The sequence below is a fragment of the uncultured Sphingomonas sp. genome (genome assembly GCF_946477935.1).
GTDB lineage: Bacteria > Pseudomonadota > Alphaproteobacteria > Sphingomonadales > Sphingomonadaceae > Sphingomonas.
Genome location: NZ_CAMLAC010000293.1, coordinates 1 through 3744 on the forward strand (window position 1 = coordinate 1; position 3744 = coordinate 3744).

At 70.4% G+C, this 3744-nt stretch carries 5 protein-coding genes and 1 other RNA gene; all 6 read right to left on the reverse strand.

Annotation, left to right across the window (positions count from 1 at the left end):
* The coding region (locus Q0U08_RS18625; RefSeq protein WP_298093211.1) for a DNA polymerase III subunit gamma/tau at nt 1-1209 on the reverse strand (1209 nt) is incomplete at its 3' end.
* 133 nt (nt 1210-1342) lie between these two features.
* An RNA gene (gene ffs / locus Q0U08_RS18630) (signal recognition particle sRNA small type) lies at nt 1343-1440 on the reverse strand.
* A 48-nt stretch (nt 1441-1488) separates the two neighbouring features.
* The gene (locus tag Q0U08_RS18635; protein ID WP_298093213.1) at nt 1489-1800 is read right to left on the reverse strand and encodes a hypothetical protein; all 312 of its coding nucleotides are present in this window, start codon (nt 1798-1800) and stop codon (nt 1489-1491) included.
* Between the two features lie 101 nt (nt 1801-1901).
* Nucleotides 1902-2570, reverse strand: coding sequence for an HPP family protein (locus Q0U08_RS18640; protein ID WP_298093215.1), 669 nt, complete (start codon nt 2568-2570; stop codon nt 1902-1904).
* A gap of 80 nt (nt 2571-2650) precedes the next feature.
* The gene (locus Q0U08_RS18645) at nt 2651-2956 is read right to left on the reverse strand and encodes a 2Fe-2S iron-sulfur cluster-binding protein (protein WP_298093216.1); all 306 of its coding nucleotides are present in this window, start codon (nt 2954-2956) and stop codon (nt 2651-2653) included.
* Nucleotides 2953-3744, reverse strand: a 792-nt coding sequence (locus Q0U08_RS18650) for an aminotransferase class V-fold PLP-dependent enzyme (protein WP_298093218.1), incomplete at its 5' end; no start/stop codon positions are given. The genes Q0U08_RS18645 and Q0U08_RS18650, both read right to left, overlap by 4 nt.

Below are 3744 nucleotides of genomic sequence, written 5' to 3' on the forward strand. Positions count from 1 at the left end.
ACGCTGCCCGATCCGGGCGAGCTGGCGCGGCAACTGACGCAGCAGCCGGGGCAGCGTCGATGCATGGACGACCCGGAGCAGCGCCATCTCCGCCGCCTCGATCGGCAGCGCTGCCCGCGCCACCTCGTCATGCCCCTTCAGCAGCAACTGCCACAGCCGGTGCAGCATCGGAAAGCCGAGCGCCGCGGCCCATTCGCCCCGCGCCTCGCGCTCCTCCTGCGGCTGCGCCGGATCGGGCGGCGTGCCGACCTTCACCAGCGTGATGCCGTGCACCGTCTCCAGCAGCGAACGCAGCACCGATTGCGGATCGACCCCGTAGTCATATTGCCGCCGCAGCAGCGCCAGCGCCGCCGCCGCCTCGCCACGCAGCATCAGGCCGAGCAGATCGCGCACCGCTCCCCGGTCCGACAGGCCGAGCATCTGGCGCACCGCCTCCGCACTCACCCCGCCCCCGTCCAGGTCGGCATGCGCGATCGCTTGATCCAGGATCGACAGCCCGTCGCGCGCAGATCCTTCCGCCGCGCGCGCGATCAGCGCCAGCGCCTCGGGCTCCGCGCGCACGCCCTCCGCCTCGCACACGTGCGTGAAATGATCCGCCAGCATCTCCGCCGAGATGCGCCGCAGGTCGAACCGCTGGCACCGCGACAGCACGGTGATCGGCACCTTGTTCACCTCGGTCGTGGCGAACAGGAACTTCACATGCGCGGGCGGCTCCTCCAGCGTCTTCAACAATGCGTTGAACGCGTTCTTGGAGAGCATGTGGACCTCGTCCACGATGTAGATCTTGAAGCGCGCCGACACCGCGGCATAGCGCGACGCCTCGATGATCTCGCGCACATCGTCCACGCCGGTATGGCTGGCGGCGTCCATCTCGATCACGTCGATATGGCGCCCCTCCGCGATCGCGCGGCACGGCTCGCATTTTCCGCATGGATCGATCGTCGGCCCGCCCTGCCCGTCCGGCCCGATACAGTTCAGCGCCTTCGCGATCAGCCGCGCGGTGGAGGTCTTGCCCACCCCGCGCACGCCCGTCATCAGGAACGCATGGGCTAGCCGGTCGCGCTTGATCGCGTTGCCCAGCGTCTGCACCATCGCATCCTGACCGATCAACTGGCCGAAGGTCTGCGGACGATATTTGCGCGCGAGGACGCGGTAGGCGTCGGGCTTGGCCGGCTGTGGCGGTTCGCCGAGGTCGAAGGAGTCGGACATTGCGGGTCTATGTAGGCCCACGATGCGGCGATTGATAGCGGATTGGGGAGGGTGTGTGGGGGGCGACATGGCGGAGCCATGTCGTCGGACGGTGCTGCGCACCGCCGGCCGCGCTCACCTGGCGCAGCAGGTTCGCGGTGGGAGCCGGGACGACCCGCAGCGAAATCGTTACGGCTGCTTCCGTCAGGATCTGACCGGGTTGGCGACGACTACGTCCGCCCGACTCCCGCCGCGCATATGGCGGAGCCGGGCGGATCGATCAAGCCGCCTTATCGCATATCAGCGACGAACGTTGAAGCAGCGACGCACCGGCCCGTAATAGCCATCGACCCAGCGGCACACCGTGCGCCCACGATATCCATTCCGGTAACCCCGGTCGCGATAGCCTGCCCGGTATCCCCGGTCCCAGCGATCACCCCGCCAGTTGCGCCCGCGGTCCCAGCGCGGCCCATCCCGCCAGCCCGGCCCGCGGTCCCAGCCACGTCCGCGCGGCCCGTCATGCCACCCATGCGGTTGCGCGGCGGCGGGTGTCGCCGCGGCAAGGCCGGTGACCGCGAGCAGACCGGAGGCCATCAGGGCAAAGACTTTCATGACGCATACTCCCGTTTACGCGCCCGCCGGAACCGGTGGGCATGAGGGCAGATTGCGGCAGCGTCGATGATCGCGTGCTGAATTAACCGTTTAGCGGGTGTTCAGGCGGCGCGCCTTGTGGCGGCGTGATGCTCGGCCCGGCGCACCAGCCGCTCCACATCGTCGCGATCGATGTCCAGCGTATCGCCGAACTCGGCCAGCGCCCGGTCGATATCCTCCGCCTGCAGGTCGGCCGCCCGCGGTGCCGCCAGCGTCGGGGCGCGGTGCGGATAGCTGTGCCCGGACAGCCGGTGGAACGCCACGCCGACCAGCGCGATCGCCACCGCGTTCACCCCGACCGGCACGAAGGCGAAGGCATAGCCCGCGCCCAGCACCGGCGCGCCGCCGATCACCGCGGTCAACGCCGCCGCACCGCCCGGCGGGTGCAGCGACCGGGTCAGCGCCATCGCCAGGATCGCGCCCCCTACCGCCAGCGGCGCGGCAAGGCTGCTCCCCGGTAGGGCATGGACCACCGCCACCCCGACCAGCGCCGAGATCACGTTGCCGCCGATCACCGGCCATGGCTGCGCCAGCGGGCTCGCCGGCACCGCGAACACCAGCACGGCGGAGGCCCCCATCGGCGCGACCAGCAGCATCGTCACGCCCGCATCACCGCACAGCAAGGCGGTCACCAACCCCGTCACCGCGATGCCGATCACCGCGCCCGCCGGCGCGCTCAGCCGGTCCCGCAACACACCGGCGGCCAGAACAGAGGGAAAACGCGAACGCATTGAAAATCCGGACGATAAAATGTTGGAAAGTGGCCGCGCTATGCCCCCGGCCGTTTCCCATCGCAATCGGCGCCGGCGATTCAGGGCAAGCTTACGACCAACCCGTCCAGCGTCTGATCCAGCCGGATCTGACAGGACAGCCGGCTGGTCCGCGTCGCCCGCGGCGCCAGGTCCAGCATATCCTCCTCCTCCGCGCTCGGGCCGGACAGCCGATCGGCCCAGCCCGGATCAACGATCACATGGCAGGTCGCGCACGCCATCTGCCCTTCGCACGTCCCTTCCAGCGGCTGGCCGATCGCTTGTCCCACCCGCAGCACCGTGTCGCCGGCCAACCCTTGCGCCTCGGCCGCCGAACCGTCGGGCGCGACGAACGTCACCCGGATCATGCCTGCGCCTCCGCCGCGGCCAGGATCGCGTCCGTCGCCCGCATCAATTCCGCCTCGCTCGTATAGCGCCCGAACCCCAGCCGGATCGAGGATCGCGCCTGTGCGTCGCTCAGCCCGATCGCGCGAAGCACATGGCTCGGCCGCCCCGATCCGCTGGCGCAGGCGGAGCCCGCCGAAAAGGCGACATCGCGCACATCCGACATCAGCCGCCCGACATCCAGCCCGTCGCGCCGCACGTTCAGATTGCCATGGTAACGCGGGCTCGCCGCCCCGTTCAGCCGCCACCCCCCCGCCGCGAAACGCTCCTGCGCCGCTCGCCACAATGGCTCGACCGGCTGCGGATCGTCCGCCGCCATCAACTGCGCCGCCACGCCGAACCCTGCGCACAGCGCGGGGCTCAGCGTGCCAGAGCGCCCCGGCGCTTCCTGCCCGCCGCCATGCAGCAGCGGCGCCGGCGCCACCCCGTCGCGCAGCCACAGCGCACCAATGCCCTTGGGGCCGTGGATCTTGTGGGCGGAGATCGCCACCATGTCGACCGTGTCGGGCAGCGGCACCCGGCCATAGCCCTGCACCGCATCGCACAGCATCCGCGCACCCACGGCGTGCGCCATCGCGGCCAGTTCGGCGATCGGCTGGATCACCCCAATCTCGTTGTTCACCAGCATCGCCGCGACCAGTCCGGTGTCCGGCCCGATCACCGCACGCGCCGCGTCCAGATCGACCAGCCCATCGGCTCCCACCGGCAGCACGACATGCGGCCGCCCGCTCGCCGCCACCGTATCCAGCAC

Coding starts and splice junctions, on each gene's coding strand:
- Q0U08_RS18635 (WP_298093213.1), bottom strand. CDS start 1,800: ATGAAAGTCTTTGCCCTGATGGCCTCCGGTCTGCTCGCGGTCACCGGC.
- Q0U08_RS18640 (WP_298093215.1), bottom strand. CDS start 2,570: ATGCGTTCGCGTTTTCCCTCTGTTCTGGCCGCCGGTGTGTTGCGGGAC.
- Q0U08_RS18645 (WP_298093216.1), bottom strand. CDS start 2,956: ATGATCCGGGTGACGTTCGTCGCGCCCGACGGTTCGGCGGCCGAGGCG.